Origin of the sequence: Pseudomonas sp. SJZ078, from assembly GCF_007828255.1 — a bacterium.
In the GTDB taxonomy this organism is placed as follows: Bacteria; Pseudomonadota; Gammaproteobacteria; order Pseudomonadales; family Pseudomonadaceae; genus Aquipseudomonas.
Window position 1 is genome coordinate 48,969 of sequence record NZ_VIUG01000030.1, and the last position, 25,676, is coordinate 74,644.

Below are 25,676 nucleotides of genomic sequence, written 5' to 3' on the forward strand. Positions count from 1 at the left end.
GCTTCGGTATCGTCGCGGCCATCACGGCACACAGGTTGTGGGAATCTGATGGGCAGCCGATCCGGGTGGTTGCCTTATGAACGTCATGCAAAGTCGTTTCCCAGGCCGACACGAAGGAGCTTCATCATGATTGTCCGCCCGGTCGCCATCACCGACCTGCCCTCATTGCTGGACCTTGCCCGCTGCGCAGGCCCGGGATTCACCAGCCTGCCGACCAATGAAGAACGCCTGGCCCATCGCATACGCTGGGCCCAGCGTACCTTTGCCGGACAAGTCGAGCGGGCCGACGCCGACTACCTGTTCGTACTTGAGGACGATGACCGGCAAGTGGTCGGAATCAGCGCCCTGACCGGCGCGGTCGGCCTGCGTGAGCCGTGGTACAACTATCGGGTCGGGGTCACGGTCAGTGCTGCGCCGGAGCTGGGTATCCAGCGACAGATCCCGACCCTGTTCCTCAATAACGAGATGACCGGGCAATCGGAAATCTGCTCGTTGTTCCTGCACCCCGCCCAGCGTCATGGTCATAACGGGCGGCTGTTGTCCCTGGCACGTCTGTTGTTCGTTGCGGAGTTCTCCCAGTTGTTCGGGGAAAAACTGATCGCCGAGTTGCGCGGTCACGCCGATGAGCACGGTTGCTCGCCGTTCTGGGACAGCCTGGGACGACACTTTTTCCAGAAAGACTTCGCCTACGCCGATCAGTTATCCGGCATGGGTAACAAGTCGTTCATTGCCGAGTTGATGCCGCGCCAGCTGCTGTACACCTGCCTGCTCACCCAGCAGGCCCAGGCAGTGATCGGCAGGGCCCATCCGAACACCGAACCGGCCTTGAGGATTCTCGGCGCCGAGGGTTTCAGCCATAAGGGCTACATCGATATTTTCGACGGCGGCCCGGTGATCGAAGCGCCGGTCTCGAATATCCGCTGCATCCGCGACAGCCAGTCACTGGTCCTGGCCGTCGGCTCACCGGACGAACAGGCTCCCATCTGGGTGATCCACAACCGGCGCCTGGAAAACTGCCGCGTCACCAGCGCTCGGGGCCACCACAACGGCCATAGCCTGATCGTCGACCGGCTCGCCGCCAAACGCCTGCAAGTCCAGCCAGGTGACACGGTGCGCGCCGTGCCGCTGCTCGGTCAGAGGCCGGCGTAGCGAGAGCAAACGGCCCTCTCGTTTCAGGCCAGGAACGGCAACACACCCGGGCATACGTTCCCGCTTATCAGGAGATACCCATGAAACTGTACTTTGCCCCCATGACCTGCTCACTGTCGCCACACATCGTGCTGCGTGAACTGGGCTTGCCTTTCGAATTAATCCGAGTCAACAACAAGACCAAAGCCACCGCCGACGGCCATGACTTCCGCGACATCAACCCAAAGGGTTACGTGGCCGCACTGGTGCTGGATAACGGCCAGGTGCTGACCGAAGGTCCGGCCATCGTTCAATACCTGGCAGATCAGGTCCCGGGCAATTCCCTGGCGCCGGCCAACGGCACCTGGGAACGTATCCGCTTGCAGGAACTGCTGAACTTCATCACTTCGGAAATCCACGGTGGCAGCGCGCCGCTGTTCAATGTCGATATTCCTGAGCCCACCAAAGAAATTTTCCGGCAGAAGCTGTTCAAGCGCCTGGACTACCTGAACAACGGCCTGATGAACAAAGACTATCTGTTGGGTGACTTCGGCCTGGCCGATGCGTACCTGTTCACCGTGCTTAAGTGGCTGCCTTTCTTCAATATCGATATCGAGAAGTGGCCGAAACTTGAGTCATTCATGAATCGCATCGAAACACGTCCAAGCGTGCGCGCCGCCATAGCCGCGGAAGAGGCCCCGCAACCGGTTTAACAGCCGGTCGATGCTGGCTTCTGCTGATGCTTTGGAGAGTCGGGTTGGCACTGTACCGCTATCGACGAACGGTTCGAGAGGTTACGCCAACCTTTGATCATATGGTGTCCCAGGGCAGGTTCGAACTGCCAACCTTCCCCTTAGGAGGGGGATGCTCTATCCAATTGAGCTACTGAGACACAGGTCGACCACGAGAAACGCGGTGCGATGGACGGCGTGCATGTTAACGGCCAGCCTGGCGTTTGTCATGTCGTCCGTAGGCTTTTTAAGTGTAGGCAAATGCTGCAGCCCATAGCCCCCAGCCCGATGACACGGATAAACGGGACGCCGCTCATCCGCCCCCATCTGCCTCCGCTAGTAAATCGGCAAATTGCCACTATCCTATACAATACAAGGACAGCACCGGTCTTTGCTGCCGTTCCGGTTATCCGCCGGACGGTATGGCACATAGACACGATGTGATGGTCATAGCATGCGGACCTGCTGATTTTCCAAACCAGTCCGCATTTTTGATGAAGAGTAATAGCAGAACGCCTTTACGCGGATCAATATTTGTCACAGAATTGGCGCCAATGATCTGGCAATTTTGAGGCATGATGCGGGCCTCTTAACAATTCAGGTTGAACATTTGGCTACGGTGCTTGTCCTATCGACATCCTGCGGCCAATCCCGAGAACCGCTCCCCTGAACTAACCGGTTAAATAAATATGCGCCCAATGACAAAGGCAATTTATTCCAGCCGTACGGCTGACAAGTTCGTCGTACGTCTGCCAGACGGAATGCGGGAACGCATTGCCGAGGTGGCTCGCAATCATCATCGCAGCATGAACTCTGAAATCATCGCGCGCCTTGAGCAAAGCCTTATCCAGGAAGGCGCGTTGGGTGAAGAACTGAGCATGCGCCTGGACAGCCCGGAGCTGTCATTGCATGAGCGAGAATTGCTTCAACGCTTCCGACAACTCTCCCACCGCCAGCAGAACGCCCTCGTTTCGCTGATTGCCCACCAGGATGCAGAAATGGCCGCAGACGCGCCCTGATCGCACCGCAATACCCAAAGCCAGCCTTATGCTGGCTTTTTTTTGCCTGGGATTTGGGCTCGACTTGTATTTTCGAGCCCCAAAAAACCGCCAGACAGGCGTAATGCCGTTGTGGCGAGGGGATTTATCCCCTCGCCACAACGAGCTGGGCAAGTCTTAAGTGGACAGCGTTACATCAGATAAGCGGTTTTTTTGACCAGCGACTCAGAGCAGGAAGATGGTCGCCAGCCCGAGGAAAATAAAGAACCCGCCGCTGTCGGTCATGGCGGTAATCATCACGCTCGCGCCCATGGCCGGGTCACGCCCCAACCGGGCAAGGGTCATGGGAATCAATACGCCCATCAATGCCGCCAACAGCAAGTTGAGGGTCATCGCTGCCGTCATGACCACCCCCAATGACCAACTGCCATAGAGCAGATACGCCACCACACCGATCACCCCCCCCCAAAGCACGCCATTGATCAGAGCCACCGCCAGTTCCTTGCGCATCAATCGCGAGGTATTGCCGGTGCTGACCTGATCCAGCGCCATGGCGCGAACGATCATGGTGATGGTCTGGTTGCCGGAGTTGCCGCCGATCCCGGCAACGATGGGCATCAGCGCCGCAAGCGCCACCAACCGCTCAATGGAACCTTCGAACAACCCAATGACCCGGGAAGCAACAAACGCCGTGATCAGATTGATCGCCAGCCAGGCCCAACGGTTGCGCAGGGATTTCCAGACCGAGGCGAAGATGTCTTCCTCTTCACGCAGACCGGCCATGTTGAGGACTTCGCTCTCGCTTTCCTCACGAATCAGGTCGACCATTTCATCGATGGTCAGACGGCCGATCAGCTTGCCGTTCTTGTCAACCACCGGGGCGGAAATCAAGTCATAACGTTCGAACGCCTGGGCCGCATCATAGGCGTCTTCGTCCGGATGAAAACTTACCGGATCGCTGGCCATGACGTCGGCCACCTGCTTTTCCGGGTCGTTGACCAGCAATCGCTTGATCGGCAGCACACCCTTGAGCACGCCGTCGTAGTCGACCACAAAAAGCTTGTCGGTATGCCCCGGCAGCTCCTTGAGACGACGCAGGTAGCGCAATACCACTTCGAGACTGACATCCTCACGGATCGTCACCATCTCGAAGTCCATCAACGCACCGACCTGCTCCTCGTCATAAGACAACGCCGAGCGCACGCGCTCACGCTGCTGGCCGTCGAGGGCTTCCATCAGTTCGTGGACAACGTCCCGTGGCAGTTCAGGTGCAAGGTCGGCGAGTTCGTCGGCGTCCATTTCCTTGGCCGCCGCCAGCAACTCGTGATCATCCATGTCGGCGATCAGGGTTTCACGAACCGAGTCGGACACTTCGAGCAGGATGTCACCGTCGCGATCAGCCTTGACCAGCTGCCAGACCGTCAGGCGCTCTTCCAGCGGCAGGGCTTCGAGGATGTAGGCGACGTCGGCGGAGTGCAGGTCATCGAGTTTGCGCTGCAACTCGACGAGGTTCTGCCGGTGGACCAGGTTCTCGACCCGATCATGATGCGGGCCTTCCTGGCGATGCGTCAGGTCCTCCACGACCCGCTGGCGATGCAGCAGCTCAACGACTTGCGCGAGACGGTCCTGAAGGCTTTCCTGCGTTTTCTTTACTTCAATTTCGGTCATAGGCGAACTCCACTCCCAGCAGTGGGGCACGCCGGAAGGATCAATCAGTCAATTCATGATTGGTGAAACGCGGTTTTGAGTAACTACTGGGTAAGTCCATGGAAGTATTCCAAAGCCCCGGCGGGGCTGACGGGCGCAATCATACACCGCTTGGCGTTTTAAAACGTTAAAAAATCACGGCAAGAACAAGCGCTTGCGAGACAAACCTGAACGCAGGCTGAACCTGTGGAATTACGACGTTTTATCCTGAAAAGAAAACACACCACCCGGCAAAAATGGAGCGGCTACCCTGAGGACAATCAACTGATCACAAGCCCGTGGGAGCAAAGCTTGCTCGCGATTGCAGACAGTCAATAGACAGCGAATCGGCTGGTCTACCGCTGTCGCGAGCAAGCTTTGCTCCCCGGGTAATGCATCAACTCCCACCTTTCATCCGCAAGGAAGGCGCTCGAATGCCGCTCAATCGCTATATGCTTCTGCTCGTCACCCTGTGCTGCCTGCCTTCGCGAGCGGCCGAGCACACCGTTCATCGCTGCGAAAACAGCGCAGGGCATGTCACCTTCACCACCTTGAGCTGTGGCCCGGAAGAAAACCAGTCAGTGCAGCGAATCCATCCGTACAGCCCTGGCACAATAGCCCCCGCCGGCGAATCGCTGCTGCCCGAAGCAGAGCACCGACAAACATCCAGCAACAAAACCAGGCGCAGGGAACCGACGGTCGTTGGTCAGCTCGAAGAGCGCTGTGGAAATCTACTGACCGCCGGGCAGCGGCGCGATGCGATCATGGACAGGCGCATCGTCACGGGCATGAGCCAGCAGGACGTGGAAAGCGCCCTCGGCAAACCTGACTCAATCAAGATCCGGAATTCGAGCACCCGCTACACCTACAAAGAGAAGAGCGGTCGCAGCGCAGAGGTCGTGTTCGATGAGAAAGGCTGTGTAAAAGGCAAATCGTAGGCAACAAAAAGCCCGCGTTAAACGCGGGCTTCTTGATATATGGTGCACTCGACAGGATTCGAACCTGTGACCGCTCGGTTCGTAGCCGAGTACTCTATCCAGCTGAGCTACGAGTGCAGGTTGTGGTTTTATACCAGATCACAACTGGTTGAAGCCAAGTTATTTGCATTGCTGCAAACAACTCTTAAATGGTGCACTCGACAGGATTCGAACCTGTGACCGCTCGGTTCGTAGCCGAGTACTCTATCCAGCTGAGCTACGAGTGCATGTGTTGCCGCGCATTATAGGTCGTCGAATCTTTTTGTAAAGCGCTTTTTCCAGTAATTTCAACAACTTACTGAACAAGCCGGATCACAACGCACTACATGAATAATGGCGGAGAACGGGGGATTCGAACCCCCGACACCCTTTTGAGGTGTACTCCCTTAGCAGGGGAGCGCCTTCGGCCACTCGGCCAGCTCTCCGCAACACGGGGCGTATATTAACCACCTTCATCCCCGTTTGCAAACATAAAAATCGATAAAAATTAATGGCTTGGTTCGTCGTCCTTCTCTTTCTTGATACGCAGGTAAATTTCCTCCCGGTGCACCGCGACCTCTTTCGGGGCGTTGACGCCAATACGCACTTGGTTTCCTTTGACGCCGAGCACGGTCACGGTGATTTCGCCATCGCCAATAATCAGGCTCTCTGCGCACCGACGAGTCAGAATCAGCATACCTTTCTCCTCACGCAATTCAGTTCAGGGACTACAAGTCTGCAAAACAAGGGCGTCGGACCTGCAACCGCAACGGTCGCAGCCTACAGGCCTCAGTATTGACCAGCGCGAGCAAAAGAACAGTTTTGAGACGCGCCATTCAAAAAAACAAAGGGCGCGGTAGAACCGCGCCCTTGGGACAACGCCTTATTCGCCCTGTCGAGCGGCTGCGTCGAGTTCGAAAGCCGTGTGCAGGGCACGCACGGCCAGTTCCAGGTATTTCTCTTCGATCACCACGGAAACCTTGATTTCCGAAGTCGAGATCATCTGGATATTGATGCTTTCCTTGGCCAGGGATTCGAACATGCGGCTGGCCACGCCTGCATGGGAGCGCATGCCGACGCCGACGATCGACACCTTGGCGATCTTGGTGTCCCCCACCACTTCCCGGGCACCGATCTCGGCTGCGGTCTTCTTCAGCACGGCTTCGGCGGCCTGGTAGTCGTTGCGGTGCACGGTGAACGTGAAGTCGGTGGTGTTATCGTGCGCGACGTTCTGCACGATCATGTCGACTTCGATGTTCGCGGCACTGATCGGGCCGAGAATCTTGAAGGCCACGCCGGGGGTGTCTGGCACGCCACGGATGGTCAGCTTGGCTTCATCGCGGTTGAAGGCGATGCCGGAAATGATCGGCTGTTCCATGGATTCCTCTTCATCAATAGTAATGAGGGTGCCCGGACCCTCTTTGAAGCTGTGCAGGACGCGCAGCGGAACATTGTATTTGCCAGCGAATTCGACCGCCCGGATCTGCAGTACCTTCGAGCCGAGACTGGCCATTTCCAGCATCTCTTCGAAGGTGATCTTGTCCAGGCGCTGAGCCACGGGAACCACACGCGGATCGGTGGTGTAGACGCCATCCACATCGGTGTAGATCTGGCATTCGTCAGCCTTGAGAGCTGCCGCCAGCGCAACACCGGTGGTGTCGGAACCGCCACGACCGAGGGTGGTGATATTGCCGTGCTCGTCCACGCCCTGGAAACCGGCGACCACCACGACGCGGCCAGCCTTCAGGTCAGCGCGAATCTTCTGATCGTCGATCTGCAGGATACGCGCCTTGTTGTGCGCGCTGTCCGTCAGGATACGCACCTGGTTGCCGGTGTAGGACACCGCCGGCACGCCACGCTTCATCAGCGCCATAGCCAGCAAGGCGATAGTCACCTGCTCGCCGGTGGACACGATCACATCCAGCTCACGGGGAACCGGCTGCTGCTCGCCACTGATTTGCTTGGCCAGATCGATCAGACGGTTGGTTTCGCCGCTCATTGCCGACAGCACAACCACCAGGTCATCGCCCGCATCACGGAATTTCTTAACCTTGTCGGCGACTTGTTCGATTCTCTCGACAGTGCCGACCGAGGTGCCTCCAAATTTCTGTACGATCAAAGCCATTTCAAAGCCGCCTCTGCCCATGAAGGGCGCCCAATAGTTACTACGGCGGTCGGGCCCGCGACTAGACCGCGAGCCCGAAGCACCGCCTTAAATACCCTGCTCTACAAATGCAACGGTCTGGGCCAGTGCCGCGTCCAGTGCGCCAACGTCGGTACCGCCGCCTTGCGCCATGTCCGGACGACCACCGCCCTTGCCGCCCACTGCCGCTGCGGCCTGCTTCATCAAATCACCGGCTTTGAGTTGGCCGGTCAGGTCCTTGGTCACGCCTGCGACGAGAACGACCTTTTCCTCATGGACACTGCCGAGCAGGATCACTGCGCGGCCGAGTTTGTTTTTCAGCTGATCGACCAGTCCCAACAGGGCCTTGCCGTCCTGACCGTCCAGACGCACGGCCAGTACTTTCACACCCTTGACGTCCACGGCCTGGGCCGACAGATCGTCGCCCGCGGCGCTGGCAGCCTTGGCCTGCAACTGCTCGAGTTGCTTCTCCAGCAGGCGGTTGCGCTCCAGCACTGCCGACAGCTTGTCGATCAGGTTGTCGCGGCTGCCCTTGATCAGGCTCGCCGCTTCCTTGAGTTGTTCTTCGGCAGCGTTGAGGTACGCCAGTGCCGCGGCACCGGTAACCGCTTCGATACGCCGCACGCCGGAGGCCACGCCGCCTTCACTGATGATCTTCAGCAGGCCGATGTCGCCGGTCCGGTTGGCGTGGATGCCACCGCACAGCTCCACCGAGAAATCCCCCATGCTCAGCACGCGCACGCTGTCGCCGTACTTCTCGCCAAACAACGCCATGGCGCCTTTCTTCTTGGCGGTGTCGATGTCGGTTTCTTCGGTTTCTACCGGGGAGTTCTTACGAATCTCGGCATTGACGATGTCTTCCAGGGCCTTCAGTTGCTCTGGCTTGATGGCTTCGAAGTGGCTGAAGTCAAAGCGCAGGCGCTGGCTGTCGACCAACGAACCCTTCTGCTGGACATGCTCGCCCAACACTCGGCGCAACGCGGCGTGCAGCAAGTGGGTGGCAGAGTGATTCAGCGAAGTGGCGTGGCGCACTTCGGCGTCGACATGGGCGGACACCGGCGCAGCGACCATCAGGCTGCCCGAAGCCACTACGCCGTGGTGCAGGAATGCCCCGCCGGTCTTCGTAGTGTCGCGCACGTCGAAGCGCGAGCTGCCGGCCTGCAGGTAACCGCTGTCGCCGATCTGACCGCCGGATTCGGCATAGAACGGGGTCGTGTCGAGCACGATCACGCCTTCCTGGCCTTCGCTCAGGATGTCGACCGATTGGCCGTCCTTATAGATGGCCACGATCTTGGCCGAACCGGTGGTGCCGGCGTAGCCGGTGAATTCGGTGGCCACGTCAACCTTGACCAGGCTGTTGTAGTCCATGCCGAAGGCGCTGGCGGAGCGCGCGCGCACCCGCTGGGCTTCCATCTCGCGCTCGAAGCCTTCTTCGTCGAGGGTCAGGTTGCGTTCACGGGCGATGTCGCCGGTCAGGTCCATCGGGAAACCATAGGTGTCGTACAGCTTGAACACCACATCGCCCGGCACCACGTTGCCCTTGAGTTCGGCCAGGTCCTGCTCGAGGATCTTCAGGCCCTGCTCCAGGGTCTTGGCGAACTGCTCTTCTTCGGCCTTGAGCACACGCTCGATGTGCGCCTGCTGGGATTTCAGTTCCGGGAAGGCATCCCCCATCTCGGCCACCAGGGCCGCGACGATCTGATAGAAGAAGCTGCCCTTGGCGCCCAGCTTGTTGCCGTGACGGCAGGCGCGACGGATGATCCGGCGCAGCACGTAACCGCGGCCCTCGTTGGACGGCAGCACGCCGTCGGCAATCAGGAAGCCACAGGAACGGATATGGTCGGCGACCACTTTCAGCGAGGCCTGGTTGTCGTTGGTGCAACCGATGGCCTTGGCCGAGGCGTTCAGCAGGCTCTGGAACAGGTCGATTTCGTAGTTGGAGTGAACGTGCTGCAGCACCGCACTGATCCGCTCCAGGCCCATGCCGGTGTCGACCGACGGTGCCGGCAGCGGATGCAACACGCCATCAGCGGTGCGGTTGAACTGCATGAACACGTTGTTCCAGATCTCGATGTAGCGGTCGCCGTCTTCTTCCGGCGAGCCGGGTGGGCCGCCCCAGATGTCGGCGCCGTGATCGTAGAAGATCTCGGTGCAAGGGCCGCACGGACCGGTATCGCCCATGGTCCAGAAGTTGTCGGAGGCGTAAGGCGCGCCCTTGTTGTCGCCGATGCGCACCATGCGCTCGGCCGGCACACCGACCTCTTTGGTCCAGATGTCATAGGCTTCGTCATCGGTGGCGTAGACCGTTACCCAGAGTTTTTCCTTGGGCAGGTTCAGCCACTTGTCGGACGTCAGGAAGGTCCAGGCGAAGGTGATGGCGTCGCGCTTGAAATAGTCGCCGAAGCTGAAGTTACCCAGCATTTCGAAAAACGTGTGGTGACGAGCGGTATAACCGACGTTTTCCAGGTCGTTGTGCTTGCCGCCGGCGCGCACGCACTTCTGGCTGCTCACCGCACGGGTGTAGGCACGTTTCTCCTGGCCCAGGAAGCAGTCCTTGAACTGGTTCATCCCCGCGTTGGTGAACAGCAGGGTCGGGTCATTGCCCGGGATCAAAGAGCTGGAGGCTACTCGGGTGTGGCCTTGCTCTTCGAAGAAGCGAAGGAAGGCTTCACGGATTTCTGCGCTTTTCATTAGGTTCTTCCACGGAGGCTGCGGCCAAAGGCCTGTGCAAAACGTCAACAGACGAAGCAACGGCAAAGGGCCGCATTATATCGGCCCTGCGCTTGGGGTACAGCGTGTTATGCGATAGAAACTGTCAATTGGGTCGCTTAGGCGATCAGTTGCCGGAAAATTCGACGAAAGTGGCGATCACCCGGTCGATTTGCGCAGCGCTGACGTCCAGGTGGGTCACCATCCGCAGGCGCGGCGCGGCAACGAGCTTGATGCCCCGCTCGGCGGCAAATGCCTTGAGCGCCTCGGCCCGTTCGCCCATGTGCACATAGACCATGTTGGTCTGCACCGGCTCGACCTCATAACCCGCCGCCTGTAACCCTTCGGCAAGGCGCCGGGCATTGGCGTGGTCGTCGGCCAGGCGCTGGACTTGATGATCGAGGGCATACAGCCCCGCTGCGGCCAGGATCCCGGCCTGGCGCATGCCGCCGCCAACCATTTTGCGCAATCGGCGCGCCTTGTCGATCAAGCCGACGCTGCCGCACAGGACCGAACCGATCGGCGCCCCCAGGCCTTTGGACAGGCACACCGACACCGAATCGAAATACTGGGTGATCTCCCGCGCGTCGACATCGAGCTTGACCGCTGCGTTGTACAACCGGGCGCCGTCCAGGTGCAGCGCCAAGCCGTGTTCCCGGGTGAAACGCCGGGCGCGGGCCAGGTATTCCAATGGCAACACCTTGCCTTGCATGGTGTTTTCCAGGGCCAGCAGGCGGGTGCGGGCAAAATGGAAGTCATCGGGCTTGATCGCCGCGGCGACTTGCGCCAGGTCCAGGGAACCGTCCGCCTGCACCTCAAGAGGCTGGGGCTGGATCGAACCGAGCACCGCCGCGCCGCCGCCTTCGTATTTGTAGGTGTGGGCCTGCTGGCCGACAATGTACTCATCGCCACGCTCGCAATGGGCCATCAACCCCAGCAGGTTGCTCATGGTGCCACTGGGCACGAACAACGCCGCCGCAAACCCCAGGCGCCCGGCGAGTTCGGCTTCGAGACGATTGACAGTCGGGTCCTCGCCGTACACGTCATCGCCGGTCGGCGCGCCGGCCATGGCATCCAGCATAGCGGCGGAAGGTTGGGTGACCGTGTCGCTGCGAAGATCAATAACGCTCATGAATCTGGCCTCGGGTGCTGGTGGAGGGAATTCCCTTTCGAAGGGTAATTACTGCGGGCATGGTGGGAATTAATCAAGGCTGATCCAGGGAAAAGACACAACACCCCTGCTCGCTCCCACAAAGGTTATGTGTTAAAAATCCTGCGCCGCCACACAGCGTAGCGGCAAAACGTTCTCAGGGCGGGGTGTAATTCCCCACCGGCGGTAATTGCATGCAAGGTGCATAGCCCGCGAGCGCTTGGCAATGCACGGCTTTTGCGGTGCGGCGGCAAGGTCAGCAGACCCGGTGCGATCCCGGGGCCGACGGTCATAGTCCGGATGAAGAGAGAACGGGATCGGCACCCAAGGACCGTTTGCGACTATCTGTGCGCGGCGTACCCTCGACTCCCCTTCGATTCATGACGCCCTGTTTTTCACACAAACAGGAACCAGAACATGCAACCCACTGCAATCGACAGCAAAATCAAACATCCGGGCGAGCGCGTTGCGTTCATCCAGGCCAGCTGGCACAAGGAAATTGTCGACCAGAGCCGTCACGGCTTCGTCGCGGAAATGATCAACCAGGGCTACCAGGAAAGTGATATCGACTGCTTCGAAGTCGGTGGCGCCTTCGAGATCCCGCTGCATGCCAAGCTGCTGGCCAAATCCGGCCGCTACGCCGGCATCGTCGCCGCCGGCCTGGTGGTGGATGGCGGCATCTACCGGCATGAGTTCGTCGCCCAATCGGTGATCAGCGGCCTGATGCAGGTGCAGTTGGAAACCGAGGTGCCGGTGTTCTCGGTGGTGCTCACGCCGCACCACTTCCACGCCGGGGAAGAGCACCAGAAGTTCTTCTTCGAGCACTTCGTGCACAAGGGTCAGGAAGCGGCGAAGACCTGCGCCGATACCCTGCACAAAACCCGGGCGTTGCGTCGCACTGAGCCGCGCGCCTTAGCCGTCTAACACTGGCCACAATGTGGGAGCGAGCCTGCTCGCGATGACGGAGTGTCAGTCGCCATGATGTTGGCTGATAGAACGCTATCGCGAGCAGGCTCGCTCCCACAGGGGGCCTGCTTATCGCAAATATTGCAGCCACCACAAAACAACTGTGGGAGCGGGCTTGCTCGCGAAGGCGGTGTGTCAGTAAACGATAATGTTGCTGATACACCGCTTTCGCGAGCAAGCCCGCTCCCACATTTGGAATGCGACGCCTTTCAGACCAGGTTTTCGCCGGTGGCCGGCACGATCAGGATGCCGGCCCGCAAACCATTCTTCACCTTGGGGTTGGGGAAGATGATCCGCGCCCCCTCTTCTTCGATCACCCAACGGGTCTGGGCGATGTCTTCGGCCAGCACATAACCTTTTCCCAGCTCCGAAAAGTTTTCGATATCCGCTGGCAGGTTCAGGCGGAAACTGTCGCTGTGCTTGATGATTTCCCGGGCCACGCTGAACAGCTGGAGGCCATCCAGCCCTTCGTCCAGCTCAGGTTCGTTGCCTTCGATGATCTGCTTCAGGCGGGTTTCCAGCAGGCTGACATTGACGCCTTCGTTCTCCCCGAACGGCCGCGCCTTGCCTAGTTCCAAAGTAAAGGATTCGGCCCCGAGCTGGTCGTAGGTGTAGGCGCTGAACACGATGGACGGCTTGTTCTGCAGCAACACCGCTTCCATGCCCGCCGCACGCAGGCGGGCCAGCTCACGACGTGAATGTTGTCGACCTTCCTTCCAGGGGTACAGGGCGAACTGCTCGATCTTCGAGCCGCGGATGGCCGTGTGCAGGTCGTAATGCAAGCGACTGCGCTCTGGCCGGTTGAAGAAGCTGGCAGCCAGCCGCTCCAGCTCGCACGCCCGCAGCGCTTCCGGGCCGCCGCTCAGTTCATGACGGCCATTGAAAAGCCGGTTGACGTCCTGCTCGACGAAACGCTCACCGCGGCGGATGGCCTCGGGATTGCCGAACAGGAACAGAATACGAGCCCGAGGCTTCACGTCACCACGGGCGATGTCATGCAGCAGGCGGTCGAGCAATTCGATGGGCGCGGTTTCGTTACCGTGGATCCCTGCCGATAACAGCAGGTCCAGGCCATTATCCCGGGCTTCGGGCGGCTTGACCTCCAGCGCACCCTCGCTCAACCAGCGCATGCGCACGCCTTCGACAGTCAGTTGAGTCTTCTCCGCCGGTTCACGGCCGGCGAGGGTCAGTTCAAGCAGTTTGCCGAGGGCGAGCATAGCGCGGTTTCCTTAATGGTCGTGGCCGCAATCCGGGCCATGGACATGGTCATCGTCGCCGAGGTCGGCCGGTTCCATTTCCAGCTGCAGGCTGACCAGGTTGGTTGCCAACGGGCGCAACAACAGGTTGGCGTATTCCTCATCCCCTTCCTCGACATCCACGCCGATCAGCAGCTGACCGCGGCCGTCCTGCTGGATCCACAACTCCTTGCCCTGCCACATCACCGCCACGCGGGTGCAAGAGGTTTCCAGCTGGGTGCCGTCGGTGTCTTCAAGAATCAGCTGCAGTGCATCGCTCATGTTTTACGTTCTCGTCTGGGGATAAGGCCACGCGCCCTGCTTTGACTGTAGTCAGGTCGCGCGCGCTTTCAATTGATCTGGAAAGGATAAACCGCGCCAAGTTTAAGGATTTGTGTCAGTTCATCCAGTGCCGACCGGCATTCGAGCAGCAATTGCGGGTCCGCCAGGTCGCTTTCGGTCATACGGTCGCGGTAATGACGCTCGACCCATTGGGTCAGCGAATCGTACAACGGCGCCGTCATGATAACCCCTGGGTTGACGGCCGCCAGTTCGGTTTCATTGAGAGCTACGCGCAGCCTCAGGCAAGCCGGACCGCCACCGTTCTGCATGCTCTGCTTGAGGTCGAAGACCTTCACTTCGCGAATCACCCCGCCAGAGCCCGTCAGGCCTTGCAGGTATTGCCAGACACGCGGGTTGCTGCGGCACTCTTCCGGCACGATCAACAGCATCGATCCGTCGGGACGCGACAGCAGCTGGCTATTGAACAAGTAGGAACGTACCGCGTCATCGACGCTGACCGCCGAACGCGGCACACACACAGACTGAAATGCCCCACCGACCTTGGCGAGTTTGCCGCTCAGTTCGGCCAGCATCTTGTCGGTCTCGAGAAACGCATCCTCGTGATAGAACAACACCTCGCCATTGCCGACCGCGATCACGTCGTTGTGAAACACGCCTTGGTCGATCACCGACGGGTTCTGTTGCGCGTACACCACGCCCTCTTCCCGCAGGCCATGCAAACGAGCGACCGCGCGGGACGCTTCGAGGGTCTGGCGGGCCGGGTATTTCTGCGGCGCCGGGTAACGGGTGTCGAAAGCACTGCGACCGAACACGAAGAACTCGACGCCCGCCTCACCGTAGCTCCGGCAGAACCGGGTATGGTTGGCCGCCCCTTCGTCACCGAACTGCGCCACCGCCGGCAACGCGGCGTGATGGGCGAAGTACTGTTGATCGGCAAACATCGCCCCCAGTACGCGACTGGTGGTCGGATGCTCGATGCTGCGATGGTATTTGCAGTTCAGGTTGGCGGCGGTGAAATGCACGCGGCCATCCGCGGTGTCGGCACTCGGGCTGACGGTGGCGGCGTTGGCCACCCACATGCTGGAGGCCGAGCAACTGGCGACCAGCAGCGGCATCGCTTCTTTCGCGGCCTGCTGGATGACCTCGGCGTCGCTGCCGGCAAAGCCCAACCGGCGCAGGGCAGCCACGTCAGGACGCTCCTGTGGCGCCAGCACACCTTGCTGGAAGCCCATGTCCATCAGCGCTTTCATCTTCGCCAGGCCCTGCAACGCCGCTTCCTTGGGGTTGGAGCACGCCTGGCTGTTGCTCTGGGACGCGACATTGCCGTACGAGAGCCCGCCGTAGTTATGGGTCGGCCCCACTAGACCGTCAAAGTTGACTTCAAAGGATTTCATCAGCGAGGCTCCACGAGGATCTGTTTTTTTATAGGCATCAGGTAACGCGTTCGATCAAACACCGCGGCGCGGCCTTCGCGAGCAAGCCCGCTCCCACAAGTTTTTTTGCAGTCCTGTGGGAGCGGGCTTGCTCGCGAAGAGAGCTACACCATCCGCACGCCAGGGGTCAGGGCCGCCGGCATGACAAGGCTCGGCGTCTCCAGGGACGCCACCGGGTACGCGCAATAGTCGGCCGCGTAATAGGCACTGGCGCGATGGTTACCCGAGGCGCCGACGCCGCCGAACGGCGCGCTGCTGGCAGCGCCGGTCAACTGTTTGTTCCAATTGACGATACCGGCACGGCTTTGCAGCCAGAACTGCTGGTAGCGTTCCTGGGAGTCGGACAACAAGCCGGCGGCCAGGCCGTACTGGGTGTTGTTGGCCTCGGCGATGGCCGCCGGGAAATCCGCGTAGCGGATCACTTGCAGCAGTGGCCCGAACAGCTCTTCATCAGGACGTTCGGCCACCGCCGTCACATCGAGAATCCCTGGCGTCAGCAACGCGGCCTGAGGCTGTGGCTGAGTCATCGCCAGCAGCGCCACGGCGCCGAGGCCCAGCAGATGATTCTGCGCGTCCATCAAGGCTTTCGCCGCGCCCAGGGAAACCACCGAGCCCATGAATGGCGCCGGCTGCTGGTCGAAAGCACCGACTTCAATCGCAGAACTGACCGCCACCAGGCGCGCCAGCAGGGCATCGCCCCACGCCCCTTCCGGCACCAGCAATCGGCGGGCGCAGGTGCAGCGCTGGCCGGCGGAAATGAAAGCCGATTGGATGATGGTGTAGACCGCCGCATCGACGTCCGCCACCTCGTCCACGACCAGCGGATTGTTACCGCCCATTTCCAGGGCCAGTATCTTGTCCGGGCGACCGGAGAACTGTTGATGCAACAGATTGCCGGTGCGGCTGGAGCCAGTGAAGAACAGCCCGTCGATGCCTGGATTGGCCGCCAGGGCGATACCGGTTTCCCGAGCGCCTTGCAACAGGTTCAGCACACCCGCCGGTAAACCGGCTTCGACCCAGCACTTGACCGTCAGCTCGGCGACCTTCGGGGTCAGCTCGCTCGGTTTGAACAGTACGCAATTGCCGGCCAGCAAGGCAGGCACGATATGGCCGTTGGGCAAGTGGCCGGGGAAGTTGTAAGGGCCGAATACCGCCACCACCCCGTGAGGCTTGTGCCGCAGCACCGCAGTGGCGTCGCCCAGGGGGCCGCTCTTCTCGCCGGTCCGCTCGCGGTAGCTCTGCACCGAGATGGCGACCTTGTTGATCATGCTGGTGACTTCAGTGGCCGCTTCCCACAACGGCTTGCCGGTTTCCTCGCCGATGCAGTGGGCCAGTTCGTCCGCGTGGCTCTTCAGCGCCGCGGCAAAGGCTTCCAACACCTGGATGCGTTCATCCAGCGAGCGCCGGGCCCAGTCCGGGAATGCCTGGCGCGCAGCCTGCACCGCCGACTCGACCTGCGCCGCCGTGGCGCCCTTGCCGGACCACAGCACTTGCTGGGTCACCGGGTTCAGCGATTCAAACATATCGCCCTGGCCTTCCAGCCAGCTTCCCGCGATATACAGCGAGTTCATCATTTCGACTCCCGAGCAGACAACGCAACGGCGCGCACTTGATCGCCGGCGTTGAGTTGAAGACGTTTGGCGGTCAACGGATCGACCACCAGGGTGCCCGAGGCGAAGCGCGCCGGCGCTGCCGTGATGCGGCAATCCAGGCACTTGCGGTTATGGATGAGGAACGGCGTGGCGTCGTCACCCGGCGTACCGATGGCCAGTACCAGGGCCTGGCTGTCACGGACAGCACGGATCTTGGCGGTTTCGCACTCCACGGCCGGGCCGGCATCGAAGATGTCGACGTAGCCTTGATAATTGAAACCTTCGCTCTTGAGCATCGACAAGGCCGGCTCGGTGTCCGGATGAACCTGGGCGATCACGGCGCGGGCATCCTCGGACAGGAAACAGGTGTACAGCGGGAACTTGGGCATCAGTTCGGCGATGAACGCCTTGTTGCCGACTCCGGTCAGGTAATCGGCCTGGCTGAATTCCATTTTGAAGAAGTGCCGGCCCAGACTTTCCCAGAAAGGCGAACGGCCGGTGTCGTCGGACATGCCACGCATCTCAGCGATGATCTTGTTGCCGAACAACTGCGGGTACTCAGCGATGAACAGCAGCCGCGCCTTGGCCAGCATGCGGCCGTTGAGGCCATTGCGGTAATCGGCATGCAGGAACAGCGAGCACAATTCGGAATTGCCGGTCAGGTCGTTGGCCAGGAACAGCGTCGGGATTTCCCGGTAGATGTTCAGCTCCTGGGAAGCGCTCACCGTCAGGCCGACGCGGAAGTTGTACCAGGGCTCACGCAGCCCCACGGCACCGGCGATGGCGGAGATGCCCACCACTTGGCCATCGTCGTCTTCGAGTACGAACAGGTAGTCCGCATCGCCACGCCCGGCTTCGCCGCGAAAGGTCTTCTCGGCCCAGCCAACCCGATGGGCCAGGCGCTCTTCGTTGGCCGGCAAAGTGGTCAAGCCGGTGCCGGTGCTGCGGGCCAGGGCGATCAGAGCGGGTAAATCGCTGCTGCGTACGGGACGAACGATCATGCTATCTCCTCAGACGGGCCGCTCATGCCACCCGCGAAACTCAGACTTAAACCGCCACCAGGCGCACGCTGGCGCCTTCGCCAACACCCAGTGCCTCGGCCGCTTCCATGTCCAGGATCACCGGTTTACCGGGCGCGTAATCGAGCTCGAGCAACACGGCGCGGTAATCCTGCAACTGCGCATTGGCCACCAGGTATTGCCGGCCGGCCCCCTTGACCGGTTCGCCGAGCTTGACCGGCACCACGCGGCTCTGGGCAATCGAGCGAATCCCCGAGACGCGGGCATGCAGGGTCGGGCCGCCGTCGAAGATGTCGATGTAATGATCGGTCTCGAAGCCTTCGCGCATCAGGATGTCGAAGGTGATCTGCGCCCGCGGATGAACCTGCCCCATGGCCTCCTGGGCGGCGTCCGGCAGCAGTGGCACGTAGATCGGGTAATGGGGCATCAGCTCGGCCAGGAAGGTGCGGCTCTTCAGCCCGCACAGACGCTCGGCGGCGGCATAGTTGAGGTCGAAGAAGTTGCGACCGATGGCGTCCCAGAACGGCGAATCGCCATTTTCATCGCTGTAGCCGACGATCTCGGTCACCACCGAATCGGCGAACCGCTCCGGATGGCTGGCGACGAACAGCAGGCGCCCGCGGGAATTGAGCTCCGCCCACGGCGTGCCCACCAGGTCCCGGACCACATAGAAACTGGTCAGCAGGCTGTTGCCGGTCAGATCGTGGCATTGGGAGAGCACGTGGATCTTGTTGTGGATCTTCAGCTCACGGGAGGCATGGACGAACGTCTCGTTGCGAAAGCTGTAGAACGGCTCGGAATAACCGGCCGACGCGACGATGGCCGAACAGCCCACCAGTTTGCCGGTGGCCGTGTCTTCAAGGACGAAGAAATAGCTTTCTTCACCGTTGAAACTGACTTCGGCGGCAAACGAAGCCTCGCTCGCGGCGATCTTGTCGCTCAAGCGTTCCACGTCATCCGGCAGGGAAGTGACACCGATCGGACTGTCCGCAGCCAGACGCTGTACCTCGCCCAGATCCGCCATTTGCGCGGGGCGCATCACCAGCATGGTGTCACTCCTTAACTTGAAATAAAGGGTTCGACCGAGGGGGTCGATACATGAAAAAAATACCGCACCGGCTACCGCATCCGGTCCAGTGTGGGAGCGGGCTTGCTCGCGAAGGCTGCTTATCAGTCAACATTTATGTTGAAAGTGATGGCCTCTTCGCGAACAAGCCCGCTCCCACATGGGGTCCAGTTCAGCCTGTAGGAATCAAGCCTGGGTCAGCTTCGCTACCGCCCGCTCGAAACGGTCCAGGCCGGCGTCGATGTCGGCGTCTTCCACCACCAGGCTCGGGGCGAAACGGATCACGTCCGGGCCGGCTTGCAGGATCATCAGGCCTTCCTGTTCAGCAGCGTTGAAAATATCCTTGGCCTTGCCTTTCCAGGCGTCATTCAGCACGCAGCCGAGCAACAGGCCCAGACCGCGCACCTGGGTAAACAGGCCGTACTTCTCGCCGATCTGCTCCAGGCGGGTCTTGAACTTGTCATGCTTGGCCTTGACGCCGCCGAGCACTTCAGGGGTGTTGACCACATCGATCACCGCCTCGGCCACCGCGCATGCCAGCGGGTTGCCACCGTAAGTGGTGCCGTGGGTCCCGACGACCAGGTGCTTGGCCAACGCTTCGGTGGTGAGCATCGCCGCGATAGGGAAACCACCGCCCAGGCTCTTGGCGCTGGTGAGGATGTCCGGGACCACGCCGTAATGCATGTAGGCAAACAGTTCGCCGCTGCGGCCCATGCCGGTCTGCACTTCGTCGAACACCAGCAGCGCATTGTGCGCATCACACAAATCGCGGGCTCCTTGCAGGTAGGCTTGTTCGGCCGGCAGCACGCCGCCTTCGCCCTGGATCGGTTCCAGCACCACGGCGCAGGTCTTGTCTGAAATGGCCGCTTTCAAGGCCGCCAGGTCGTTATAGGGAACGTGGGTGATACCAGTGATCTTGGGACCGAAACCGTCGGAATATTTCGACTGCCCGCCGACGTTGACCGTGAACAGCGTGCGACCGTGGAAGCTGTTGAGCGCGGCGATGATTTCGTACTTTTCCGTGCCGAAACGATCGAACGCAACACGACGGGCCAGCTTGAAGGCGGCCTCGTTGGCTTCGGCGCCGGAGTTGCAGAAAAAAGCACGCTCGGCAAAGGTGGCGTCGACCAGTTTATGGGCCAGACGCAGGGCCGGTTCGTTGGTGAATACGTTGGAGACATGCCACAGTTTGTTGGCCTGCTCGGTGAGCGCCCCCACCAGCGCCGGGTGGGCGTGGCCCAACACGTTGACTGCAATACCGCCGGCGAAATCGATCAACTCGCGGCCGGACTGGTCCCACACGCGGGAACCGGCGCCACGCACGGGAATGAAGGCAGCAGGCGCATAGTTGGGGACCATTACCTGGTCGAAATCGGCGCGTTGTACCGCGGCTTGCTCAACGGACATCGGAGTCTCCTGAAGAGAAACACTCGCCTGGAAATGGCGAGCTTGGTGAGGATTGTAAGGACAGTTTTCAGCCCGGCCTTGCCGCCAAGCGACAACTTCTTATAGCGCCAACCCCCGTTTTCATTGGGTTTATGGCAATGCGACAAATAGCGTCGCAAAGGCGCAGTTTAAACGTTGTCGGGGGACTTTAGGCGCCTGCTTGCACATTTCCGTTACCAGACACAGCAGCAGTTTGGGAGGGACACCTGTGGCGAGGGGATTTATCCCCGCTGGGCTGTAAAGCAGCCCCAAAACAGTCAACTCAATCTGCCTGGCACACCGAGGTGTCAGGGTTTGGGGTCGCTTCGCGACCCAGCGGGGATAGATCCCCTCGCCACAAATGAATCTCCCTGCCACCAGGGTCGCCGCTTAGCCCCGCTCGGCCGGCACAGAAGACAACTCGAACGGGCTGCTGCTGCGTCGCTGGTTGCGATCTTCCCGCGGCGTGGCGCCGAAGAAGTTGCGATAGGCGCTGGAGAAGTGCGGCCCCGAGGAGAAACCACAAGACAAGCCGATCTGAATGATGGATTTGCTGGTCTGCATCAGCATCTGCCGGGCCTTGTTCAGGCGCAGTTCCAGGTAATACTGGCTCGGCACGCGGTTGAGGTATTGCTTGAAGATCCGCTCCAGTTGCCGGCGGGATACGCACACGTGCTGAGCGATTTCGTCGGTAGTCAGCGGTTCTTCGATGTTGGCCTCCATCAGCAGCACCGCCTGGGTGAGCTTCGGATGACTGGAGCCGAGGCGATTCTGCAGCGGAATGCGCTGGCGCTCGCCGCCTTCACGGATGCGCTCGACCACCAGCTCTTCCGACACCGCCCCAGCCAGTTCCGCGCCGTGATCGCGCGACAGCACCGCCAGCAGCAGGTCGAGCACCGACATGCCGCCACAGGCCGTCAAGCGGTCGCGATCCCAATCGAACAAATGGCTGGTGGCGATGACCTTGGGGAAGCGCTCGGAAAAATCGTCCTGCCAGCGCCAGTGCACCGCGGCGCGGTAACCGTCGAGCAATCCCAATTGAGCCAAGGGATAGACCCCGGCCGACAAACCACCAATCACACAACCGGCACGCACCAGTTGCTTGAGTGCGCTGCTCAGGTTGGAGGCCAATGCAGCCGGGGGCTCGTCGGCCAGCAGGAACAGCTTCTGGAGGCCTTCGAGCTTGCCCGCCCAAGGTTCGCCCGGTAACTGCCAGGCGCCCTCGCCCGCCGGCTCGGCCTGCAGGAACGACAGTTCGTAGACCACTTCAGGATGCACCCGCTGAGCGACACGCAAGGCCTCCTCAGCCAGCGCCAGCGTCAAGGCTTTAGTGCTGGGCCAAATCAGGAAACCAATTCGATGGGCAGTCATGGCGGGCGATCCGAAACGAAAACAGTGTTAAAGCCAAAAGCGGCTGCAACCAAATTAGTCCATCTGGCACGTGGTGCGCAGCATGACCCAAATCAGGTGCGTAACGGGAGCAATTACTTGAGGCTGCCCGAAAGAAATTGTTGCAGGCGCTCCGATTGCGGATTGACCAGCACTTCGCGCGGGTTGCCGCTTTCTTCGACGATGCCTTTGTGCAAGAACACCAGTTGGTTCGACACCTCGCGGGCAAAGCCCATTTCGTGGGTCACCACCACCATGGTCCGGCCTTCCAGGGCCAGGGCCTGCATCACTTTGAGCACGTCGCCCACCAGTTCCGGGTCGAGGGCCGACGTCGGTTCGTCGAACAACATGACTTCCGGCTCCATCGCCAGCGCCCGGGCAATCGCCACGCGCTGCTGTTCGCCGCCGGACATGTGGCCCGGATAAGCGTCCTTGCGATGGGCCACGCCCACTTTGCTCAGGTAATGCTCGGCCTTCTCACGGGCCTCGGCCTTGGCGACGCCCAGCACATGCACGGGCGCTTCCATGATGTTTTCCAGCGCGGTCATGTGGGACCACAGGTTGAAATGCTGGAACACCATCGACAGCCGCGAACGCATGCGTTGCAGTTGCCTGGGGTCCGCGGCCTTCAATCCACCATCCTTGCCAGCCACCAGTTTCAGCTCTTCGTTGTTGAGCAGAATCTTGCCGGCATGGGGCTGCTCAAGCAGGTTGATGCAACGCAGGAAGGTGCTTTTGCCGGAGCCGCTGGAGCCGATGATGCTGATCACATCGCCGGCGGCAGCTTTCAGGGACACGCCCTTGAGCACTTCGTGACTGCCATAGCGTTTATGCAGGTCTTGGACTTCGAGCTTGTACATGTCGGTTCTCACAAAACGTCAGTCGTTGGGCAGTCGATCGGATCGACGCGTTATCAGTGCTTGCGCGGGGCCAGGTAACTCAGCCAGCGACGCTCGGCCAGCTTGAACAGGCGCACCAGGATGAAGGTCAGGCACAGGTAGAACACGCCGGCCGTGATGTAAGCCTCGAACGGCAGGTAATACTGGGCGTTCACCGTGCGCGCGGCACCGGTGATGTCGATCAGGGTCACGATGGAGGCCAGGCTGGTGGTCTGCAGCATCATGATCACTTCGTTGCTGTATTGCGGCAGCGCCCGGCGCAGGGCCGACGGCAGCAGGATCCGGCGATACAGTGTGAAACGCGACATGCCCATGGCCTTGGCCGCCTCGATCTCGCCATTGGGCGTGGCCCGCAGGCTGCCGGCGATGATTTCGGCGGTGTAGGCGCTGGTGTTGATGGCGAAGGCGAGACAGGCACAGAACGTCGCGCTGGACAGCCACGGCCAGAGGAAGCTCTCGCGCACGAACTCGAACTGCGCCAATCCGTAGTAGATCAGGAACAGTTGCACCAGCATCGGCGTGCCGCGAATCACGTAGGTGTAAAGCCAGGCCGTCATGTTCACGACCGGCTGCTTGGACACCCGCATCAGCCCCAGAGGCAGCGCCGCCAGCAGCCCGAAGAACAGCGACAGCGCCAGCAACTTCAGGGTGGTCAGCAGGCCGCCGAAGTACAGCGGCAAGGCTTCATAGATGACGTTGTAGTCGAAGATCATAGATCAGCCGCCCTTACGCCTACCGAGTAGCGCTTCTCAAGGTGACGCAATGCCAGCAACGAAACACTGGTGATCACCAGGTACATTGCCGCCACTGCCAGGAAGAAGGTGAAAGGCTCACGGGTGGCATCCGCCGCCTGCTTGGCCTTGAACATCATGTCTTGCAGGCCCACCACCGAAATCAACGCGGTCGCCTTGGTCAGCACCAGCCAGTTGTTGGTGAAGCCCGGAATCGCCAGGCGAATCATCTGCGGCACCAGCACCCGGAAGAACACCTGGAACCCGTTCATGCCATACGCCATGCCCGCCTCGGCCTGCCCCTTGGGGATCGCCATGAACGCGCCACGAAAGGTTTCCGACAGATAAGCACCGAAAATGAAGCCCAGGGTGCCGATGCCGGCCGCCAGGGGGTTCAGATCAATGTAGTCGTCATAACCCAGCATCGGCGCCACGCGGTTGAGCAGGTCCTGGCCGCCGTAGAAAATCAGCAGGATCAGCACCAGATCGGGAATACCGCGTATGACCGTGGAATACAGGTCACCCAACCACGCCAGCCAACGCACCGGCGAGAGGCGCAACGCGACACCAATCAGTCCCAGGACGATGGCCAGAGCCATGGACGACAAGGCGAGCTGAAGCGTCAACCATGCGCCATCGAGGATGACAGCCCCGTAGCCTTTCAACATGATTCAGGTCCTCGAAAGTGGGATGAAAAAATGGCGCAAACCGCAGGGAGCCTGTTGCTTGCGCCATTTCGCACGAGTGGCGGAACGGTGTTACTTGCCGTAAATGTCGAAGGCGAAGTACTTGTCCTGGATTTGCTTGTATTTGCCGCTCGCGCGAATAGCAGCGATTGCGCCATTGATCTTGTCTTTCAAGGCATCGCCCTTGCGAACCGCGATCCCTACGCCGTCGCCGAAGTATTTGACGTCGGTGAAGGCCGGCCCCACGAAGGCAAAGCCTTTGCCCGCATCGGTCTTCAGGAAACCGTCATCCAACAGGGTAGCGTCTGCCACGGTGCCGTCGAGACGACCGGCGGAGACGTCCAGGTAGATTTCGTTCTGCGAAGTGTACGGCTTGATCTCGGCACCCAGCGGGGCGAGGACTTCACGGGCGAAGCGCTCGTGAATCGAACCGCGTTGTACGCCGATGTTCTTGCCCTTGAGCTCGGCCAGGCTGTCGCTGACCTGAGTACCGGCCTTCATCACCAGGCGGGCCGGGGTGTTGTAGTACTTGTTGGTGAAATCCACGGACTTCTTGCGATCTTCAGTGATCGACATCGAGGAAAGGATCGCATCGATCTTGCGCACCTTGAGCGCCGGGATCAGGCCGTCGAACTCCTGTTCGACCCACACGCACTTGATCTTCATCTCTTCGCACAACGCGTTGCCGATGTCGTAATCGAAACCGACGATGCTGCCGTCCGGGGCTTTCGAAGCAAACGGAGGGTAAGCCGCTTCGATACCGATCTTCAGGGGTTTTTCATCGGCGAATGTCGGCAGGGACAGCACGGACAATGCCAGGGCGCCAAGCAGCACAAGTTTCTTCATCTTGGGACTCCATCGGTAAAGGGCAAAACGGCAGAGTGAGCAACAGCCCAATATGCGAATGGGTGAAACAAACGTAGGTGCTGCGTCCTAAGAAGCGGGCGTTTTTATCAACGCAGGCCACGACGAGCGAGTGATCGGCATTCTAACGACAGGCCCGAAGCCGATATTTCTTCAATGCGACAACAAATTACAGAAGCACCGAGAAACCAGTTCGAGCACATTGACAGCCCAGCAAATTCATGCAAGAGCAAAAGAAAGGAAACCAATACACATTGCAAATTGCGGGCCCATTATTCGCAAACCCTTCTAATCCGGCAAGCACAGCGTGTCGGCTAATTTTATCAAGAGGCTGCGAACGCCCTGAATCGGGACTCGACGTTTCCCATCGCCTCGGTACGGTGCCTTTGGTTACACATTAAAAAACATCGGTAACGCTGCGAAAGGTCTGATGTTGAACGTCGATATTTATTCGCAGGAAAAGCTATACACAAAACCTGTGGGAGCAACTGTCTTGGATGATTTATTTAGCCATTCTTTTTCAAGGCAGCAAAAGCTCTCACAGCTCTTGGCAGTGCAGATATCTGG

Annotated in this window: 22 protein-coding genes, 4 tRNA genes and 1 riboswitch; of the genes, 5 read left to right on the forward strand and 21 right to left on the reverse strand. The window is 60.2% G+C overall.

Annotation, left to right across the window (positions count from 1 at the left end):
- The first annotated feature begins 126 nt into the window (after positions 1 to 126).
- Together astA (FBY02_RS22280) and gstA are read left to right on the forward strand one after the other, a co-directional pair.
- On the forward strand, positions 127 to 1,149 hold the full coding sequence (gene astA, locus FBY02_RS22280) for an arginine N-succinyltransferase (protein ID WP_144930293.1): 1,023 nt from the start codon (positions 127 to 129) through the stop codon (positions 1,147 to 1,149).
- Between the two features lie 80 nt (positions 1,150 to 1,229).
- On the forward strand, positions 1,230 to 1,841 hold the full coding sequence (gstA, locus tag FBY02_RS22285; protein ID WP_144930294.1) for a glutathione transferase GstA: 612 nt from the start codon (positions 1,230 to 1,232) through the stop codon (positions 1,839 to 1,841).
- Positions 1,842 to 1,943: 102 nt separating this feature from the next.
- Here the strand turns inward: gstA and FBY02_RS22290 are convergent.
- Positions 1,944 to 2,020: transfer RNA gene (locus FBY02_RS22290), tRNA-Arg, on the reverse strand.
- 528 nt (positions 2,021 to 2,548) lie between these two features.
- Here FBY02_RS22290 and FBY02_RS22300 point away from each other — a divergent pair.
- Positions 2,549 to 2,878, forward strand: coding sequence for an Arc family DNA-binding protein (locus FBY02_RS22300; protein ID WP_144930296.1), 330 nt, complete (start codon positions 2,549 to 2,551; stop codon positions 2,876 to 2,878).
- Positions 2,879 to 3,082: 204 nt separating this feature from the next.
- On the opposite strand, the gene mgtE is transcribed toward FBY02_RS22300, so the two are convergent.
- Positions 3,083 to 4,525, reverse strand: a complete 1,443-nt coding sequence (gene mgtE, locus FBY02_RS22305; protein ID WP_144930297.1) for a magnesium transporter — start codon at positions 4,523 to 4,525, stop codon at positions 3,083 to 3,085.
- A gap of 452 nt (positions 4,526 to 4,977) precedes the next feature.
- On the opposite strand from mgtE, the gene FBY02_RS22310 reads away from it, so the two are divergent.
- On the forward strand, positions 4,978 to 5,481 hold the full coding sequence (locus FBY02_RS22310) for a cell envelope protein SmpA (RefSeq protein ID WP_144930298.1): 504 nt from the start codon (positions 4,978 to 4,980) through the stop codon (positions 5,479 to 5,481).
- A 40-nt stretch (positions 5,482 to 5,521) separates the two neighbouring features.
- On the opposite strand, the gene FBY02_RS22315 is transcribed toward FBY02_RS22310, so the two are convergent.
- The 7 genes from FBY02_RS22315 to ltaE form a co-directional block, all read right to left on the reverse strand.
- Positions 5,522 to 5,598, reverse strand: a tRNA-Arg gene (locus FBY02_RS22315).
- Between the two features lie 72 nt (positions 5,599 to 5,670).
- Positions 5,671 to 5,747: transfer RNA gene (locus FBY02_RS22320), tRNA-Arg, on the reverse strand.
- 107 nt (positions 5,748 to 5,854) lie between these two features.
- A tRNA-Ser gene (locus tag FBY02_RS22325) sits at positions 5,855 to 5,945 on the reverse strand.
- A 62-nt stretch (positions 5,946 to 6,007) separates the two neighbouring features.
- The gene (gene csrA, locus FBY02_RS22330; RefSeq protein ID WP_003178872.1) at positions 6,008 to 6,196 is read right to left on the reverse strand and encodes a carbon storage regulator CsrA; all 189 of its coding nucleotides are present in this window, start codon (positions 6,194 to 6,196) and stop codon (positions 6,008 to 6,010) included.
- Between the two features lie 186 nt (positions 6,197 to 6,382).
- The gene (locus tag FBY02_RS22335; protein ID WP_047701090.1) at positions 6,383 to 7,624 is read right to left on the reverse strand and encodes an aspartate kinase; all 1,242 of its coding nucleotides are present in this window, start codon (positions 7,622 to 7,624) and stop codon (positions 6,383 to 6,385) included.
- Positions 7,625 to 7,711: 87 nt separating this feature from the next.
- Positions 7,712 to 10,333, reverse strand: coding sequence for an alanine--tRNA ligase (alaS, locus tag FBY02_RS22340; RefSeq protein WP_144930299.1), 2,622 nt, complete (start codon positions 10,331 to 10,333; stop codon positions 7,712 to 7,714).
- Between the two features lie 145 nt (positions 10,334 to 10,478).
- Positions 10,479 to 11,483, reverse strand: coding sequence for a low-specificity L-threonine aldolase (gene ltaE / locus FBY02_RS22345; protein WP_144930300.1), 1,005 nt, complete (start codon positions 11,481 to 11,483; stop codon positions 10,479 to 10,481).
- Between the two features lie 167 nt (positions 11,484 to 11,650).
- Positions 11,651 to 11,818, forward strand: a riboswitch (FMN riboswitch).
- A gap of 100 nt (positions 11,819 to 11,918) precedes the next feature.
- Between ltaE and FBY02_RS22350 the strand changes: the two genes are divergently transcribed.
- Positions 11,919 to 12,425, forward strand: a complete 507-nt coding sequence (locus FBY02_RS22350) for a 6,7-dimethyl-8-ribityllumazine synthase (protein WP_144930301.1) — start codon at positions 11,919 to 11,921, stop codon at positions 12,423 to 12,425.
- Positions 12,426 to 12,676: 251 nt separating this feature from the next.
- Here the strand turns inward: FBY02_RS22350 and astE are convergent, their stop codons facing one another.
- From astE to FBY02_RS22410, 12 genes are all read right to left on the reverse strand, one after another.
- Positions 12,677 to 13,684 (reverse strand): succinylglutamate desuccinylase, encoded by a 1,008-nt coding sequence (astE, locus tag FBY02_RS22355; RefSeq protein WP_144930302.1) that lies wholly within the window; start codon positions 13,682 to 13,684, stop codon positions 12,677 to 12,679.
- Positions 13,685 to 13,696: 12 nt separating this feature from the next.
- Positions 13,697 to 13,984, reverse strand: a complete 288-nt coding sequence (locus tag FBY02_RS22360; RefSeq protein ID WP_024776525.1) for a hypothetical protein — start codon at positions 13,982 to 13,984, stop codon at positions 13,697 to 13,699.
- A gap of 68 nt (positions 13,985 to 14,052) precedes the next feature.
- Positions 14,053 to 15,399, reverse strand: a complete 1,347-nt coding sequence (gene astB / locus FBY02_RS22365) for an N-succinylarginine dihydrolase (protein WP_144930303.1) — start codon at positions 15,397 to 15,399, stop codon at positions 14,053 to 14,055.
- Between the two features lie 143 nt (positions 15,400 to 15,542).
- Positions 15,543 to 17,012: a succinylglutamate-semialdehyde dehydrogenase gene (astD, locus tag FBY02_RS22370; RefSeq protein WP_178111822.1), complete on the reverse strand. Its 1,470-nt coding sequence runs from the start codon at positions 17,010 to 17,012 to the stop codon at positions 15,543 to 15,545.
- A complete protein-coding gene (astA, locus tag FBY02_RS22375) occupies positions 17,009 to 18,031 on the reverse strand; it encodes an arginine N-succinyltransferase (RefSeq protein ID WP_144930304.1) in 1,023 nt (340 codons plus the stop codon). Before astA (FBY02_RS22375) ends, astD begins: the two co-directional genes overlap by 4 nt.
- Before the next feature lie 46 nt (positions 18,032 to 18,077).
- Positions 18,078 to 19,097 (reverse strand): arginine/ornithine succinyltransferase subunit alpha, encoded by a 1,020-nt coding sequence (aruF, locus tag FBY02_RS22380; RefSeq protein ID WP_144930305.1) that lies wholly within the window; start codon positions 19,095 to 19,097, stop codon positions 18,078 to 18,080.
- 204 nt (positions 19,098 to 19,301) lie between these two features.
- Positions 19,302 to 20,522: an aspartate aminotransferase family protein gene (locus FBY02_RS22385; RefSeq protein ID WP_144930306.1), complete on the reverse strand. Its 1,221-nt coding sequence runs from the start codon at positions 20,520 to 20,522 to the stop codon at positions 19,302 to 19,304.
- Between the two features lie 408 nt (positions 20,523 to 20,930).
- Positions 20,931 to 21,911, reverse strand: a complete 981-nt coding sequence (gene argR / locus FBY02_RS22390; protein ID WP_047701099.1) for a transcriptional regulator ArgR — start codon at positions 21,909 to 21,911, stop codon at positions 20,931 to 20,933.
- 113 nt (positions 21,912 to 22,024) lie between these two features.
- Positions 22,025 to 22,789, reverse strand: a complete 765-nt coding sequence (locus FBY02_RS22395) for an ABC transporter ATP-binding protein (RefSeq protein WP_144930307.1) — start codon at positions 22,787 to 22,789, stop codon at positions 22,025 to 22,027.
- A 53-nt stretch (positions 22,790 to 22,842) separates the two neighbouring features.
- Positions 22,843 to 23,541, reverse strand: a complete 699-nt coding sequence (locus tag FBY02_RS22400) for an ABC transporter permease (RefSeq protein ID WP_041023510.1) — start codon at positions 23,539 to 23,541, stop codon at positions 22,843 to 22,845.
- Entirely contained in the window at positions 23,538 to 24,227 is a 690-nt protein-coding gene (locus FBY02_RS22405; protein ID WP_003178836.1) for an ABC transporter permease, read from the reverse strand. Before FBY02_RS22405 ends, FBY02_RS22400 begins: the two co-directional genes overlap by 4 nt.
- 90 nt (positions 24,228 to 24,317) lie before the next feature.
- On the reverse strand, positions 24,318 to 25,091 hold the full coding sequence (locus FBY02_RS22410) for an ABC transporter substrate-binding protein (RefSeq protein WP_144930308.1): 774 nt from the start codon (positions 25,089 to 25,091) through the stop codon (positions 24,318 to 24,320).
- Positions 25,092 to 25,676 lie beyond the last annotated feature (585 nt).

Bases quoted from the DNA above. Each gene is read 5' to 3' on its own strand.
- astA (WP_144930293.1), top strand. From the start codon at position 127: ATGATTGTCCGCCCGGTCGCCATCACCGACCTGCCCTCATTGCTGGAC.
- gstA (WP_144930294.1), top strand. From the start codon at position 1,230: ATGAAACTGTACTTTGCCCCCATGACCTGCTCACTGTCGCCACACATC.
- FBY02_RS22300 (WP_144930296.1), top strand. From the start codon at position 2,549: ATGCGCCCAATGACAAAGGCAATTTATTCCAGCCGTACGGCTGACAAG.
- mgtE (WP_144930297.1), bottom strand. From the start codon at position 4,525: ATGACCGAAATTGAAGTAAAGAAAACGCAGGAAAGCCTTCAGGACCGT.
- FBY02_RS22310 (WP_144930298.1), top strand. From the start codon at position 4,978: ATGCCGCTCAATCGCTATATGCTTCTGCTCGTCACCCTGTGCTGCCTG.
- csrA (WP_003178872.1), bottom strand. From the start codon at position 6,196: ATGCTGATTCTGACTCGTCGGTGCGCAGAGAGCCTGATTATTGGCGAT.
- FBY02_RS22335 (WP_047701090.1), bottom strand. From the start codon at position 7,624: ATGGCTTTGATCGTACAGAAATTTGGAGGCACCTCGGTCGGCACTGTC.
- alaS (WP_144930299.1), bottom strand. From the start codon at position 10,333: ATGAAAAGCGCAGAAATCCGTGAAGCCTTCCTTCGCTTCTTCGAAGAG.
- ltaE (WP_144930300.1), bottom strand. From the start codon at position 11,483: ATGAGCGTTATTGATCTTCGCAGCGACACGGTCACCCAACCTTCCGCC.
- FBY02_RS22350 (WP_144930301.1), top strand. From the start codon at position 11,919: ATGCAACCCACTGCAATCGACAGCAAAATCAAACATCCGGGCGAGCGC.
- astE (WP_144930302.1), bottom strand. From the start codon at position 13,684: ATGCTCGCCCTCGGCAAACTGCTTGAACTGACCCTCGCCGGCCGTGAA.
- FBY02_RS22360 (WP_024776525.1), bottom strand. From the start codon at position 13,984: ATGAGCGATGCACTGCAGCTGATTCTTGAAGACACCGACGGCACCCAG.
- astB (WP_144930303.1), bottom strand. From the start codon at position 15,399: ATGAAATCCTTTGAAGTCAACTTTGACGGTCTAGTGGGGCCGACCCAT.
- astD (WP_178111822.1), bottom strand. From the start codon at position 17,012: ATGATGAACTCGCTGTATATCGCGGGAAGCTGGCTGGAAGGCCAGGGC.
- astA (WP_144930304.1), bottom strand. From the start codon at position 18,031: ATGATCGTTCGTCCCGTACGCAGCAGCGATTTACCCGCTCTGATCGCC.
- aruF (WP_144930305.1), bottom strand. From the start codon at position 19,097: ATGCTGGTGATGCGCCCCGCGCAAATGGCGGATCTGGGCGAGGTACAG.
- FBY02_RS22385 (WP_144930306.1), bottom strand. From the start codon at position 20,522: ATGTCCGTTGAGCAAGCCGCGGTACAACGCGCCGATTTCGACCAGGTA.
- argR (WP_047701099.1), bottom strand. From the start codon at position 21,911: ATGACTGCCCATCGAATTGGTTTCCTGATTTGGCCCAGCACTAAAGCC.
- FBY02_RS22395 (WP_144930307.1), bottom strand. From the start codon at position 22,789: ATGTACAAGCTCGAAGTCCAAGACCTGCATAAACGCTATGGCAGTCAC.
- FBY02_RS22400 (WP_041023510.1), bottom strand. From the start codon at position 23,541: ATGATCTTCGACTACAACGTCATCTATGAAGCCTTGCCGCTGTACTTC.
- FBY02_RS22405 (WP_003178836.1), bottom strand. From the start codon at position 24,227: ATGTTGAAAGGCTACGGGGCTGTCATCCTCGATGGCGCATGGTTGACG.
- FBY02_RS22410 (WP_144930308.1), bottom strand. From the start codon at position 25,091: ATGAAGAAACTTGTGCTGCTTGGCGCCCTGGCATTGTCCGTGCTGTCC.